The organism is Nocardia sp. NRRL WC-3656 (genome assembly GCF_000720265.1).
Lineage (GTDB): Bacteria > Actinomycetota > Actinomycetes > Mycobacteriales > Mycobacteriaceae > Nocardia > Nocardia nova.
On the sequence record NZ_JOJF01000083.1, the window covers coordinates 1 to 1,661 of the forward strand.

Consider the following 1,661-nt stretch of genomic DNA (forward strand, 5'->3'; position numbering starts at 1 on the left):
ACCGCGTCCACCGAGAACTTCTCCATCACCGCTCCTCGCCTCCCATCCGACATCACTTCGATTCGTCATCTTCCCGCACCACCCGATCCCGCACCGGCAGGACCGGCGACGCCGCGCTCGCGGCGCTGCAGCACGACAACCGACACATCACCCACTCGAGGAGAGAAGATGACCACCGCAAAACGCAGCGCCACCACCGTCTGGGAGGGCCCGCTCGCCGAGGGAGCCGGGCTCGTGCACGCCGCCAGCGGCGCGTTCGGCCCGCTGCCGGTCACCTGGGCCGGGCGCACCCAGCAGCCGGGCGGGCAGACCAGCCCGGAAGAACTCGCCGCCGCCGCGCACTCGTCGTGTTTCGCTATGGCATTGGCGTTGTGCCTGGACAACCACCGATCTCCCGGTAGGCATAGCGGACGTCGCCGACCTCGACGTACTTGGTTTCGATCTCGGCGGAGCGGTACTGCCGGACGGGCTGGTCGGTTACTGAAGAGCTCACTGTGCACCTCATCACTCGGCGTTTCGTGGGCCTTGAATGTAACCCGAGTCACTATCATGATGCAAGTCACTATGATCATGGAAGTAACCCCGCTAACGTCCAGACAGTCTTCACGCCATGGGCCGGCGCCGCTGTTCCAGCACCGCCCGCAAGCGATCATCGGCAGTCGGGCCCGGCAGGAATACCGAGTGCTCGTCGTCGAGCGGACGACCGGTCGAGCGGTCGATCAACAGCGGTTCGACATCCAACCCGGACTCACTGTCGACCAGCCGCACATTAGGAGCCGCAGGAGGAAAGTACTGGTTACCCCAGGCATACAAGGCGATCAGCACCGGACGAAACGCGTGACCGGCCTCGGTCAGAACATATTCGTCGCGCGGAGGACGGTCGTTGTACCGGCGTCGCTCCAGCAGGCCCGCCTCCACAAGTGCACCGAGCCGGCGAGACAGGGAATTCGGCGAGATACCGAGGCTTTTCTGGAACTGCTCGAACCGGGTGAGGCCGTGCGTGGCATCGCGGAGGATCAAGATGCTCCACCACTCCCCCACCTGGTTCAGCGCCAGCGCAATCGGGCAACTCATACCGTCGAAGCTCTTGTGTTCCATAATGGAAGTCTATGCGGAGCTCGCGTTGGCCGTTCCCAGCCGACGCCCTCACGGGTTGGGTTCCATGGATCAGGGCAGTTGGTCCGGTTGTAAACGCCTGTATACCGGTGCTGCCCGATCTGTTCCGCCCGGAGCCAACAGGGACGCCGATCCCGACCACCCGCTGTACGGCCAGTACATCGTATTCACCGGCGCTCTCCCGATACCCCGCAAAGACGCCTGGGCCACGGTCGCCGCAGCAGGGGCCGTGGTGCAGAAATCCGTCACGAAGAAAATAGCCCGGCTCCTCATTCGGGACGGGTCCACCGGGAACACCCCCGATGAGTTCACCACTGGCAAAGCACGCAAAGCTGTCGATCTGCGCGCCCGCGGGCAAAGCATCGAGGTCCTCACGAGCGGGAGCTCATCGCCCTTTCCACCGGACGACCGACCACCGAACGTGACCACAGCACCCGGGGTGGCGATGGCCTGTCCCCGATTGTGCGACCACTCGGCTTTTGAGTCCGGTGTCGATCGGTTTCAGTCGATGCCGCAGGCCACTGGGTGGTGGGTGTGGCTGCAGC

The 1,661-nt window shown here is 64.4% G+C and carries 1 protein-coding gene and 2 pseudogenes; 2 read left to right on the forward strand and 1 reads right to left on the reverse strand.

Features of this window, described 5'->3' with window-relative positions; genetic code table 11:
- Positions 1-168 precede the first annotated feature (168 nt).
- A pseudogene (locus IG65_RS39510) lies at positions 169-402 on the forward strand (osmotically inducible protein OsmC); the annotation flags it as partial.
- Between the two features lie 201 nt (positions 403-603).
- On the opposite strand, the gene IG65_RS0133900 reads toward IG65_RS39510, so the two are convergent.
- Positions 604-1,098 (reverse strand): helix-turn-helix domain-containing protein, encoded by a 495-nt coding sequence (locus IG65_RS0133900; RefSeq protein ID WP_036526605.1) that lies wholly within the window; start codon positions 1,096-1,098, stop codon positions 604-606.
- 64 nt (positions 1,099-1,162) lie between these two features.
- Between IG65_RS0133900 and IG65_RS39515 the strand changes: the two are divergent.
- A pseudogene (locus IG65_RS39515) lies at positions 1,163-1,661 on the forward strand (hypothetical protein); the annotation flags it as partial.

Excerpts from the sequence above, each read along its gene's own strand:
- IG65_RS0133900 (WP_036526605.1), bottom strand. The coding sequence starts at position 1,098 with ATGGAACACAAGAGCTTCGACGGTATGAGTTGCCCGATTGCGCTGGCG.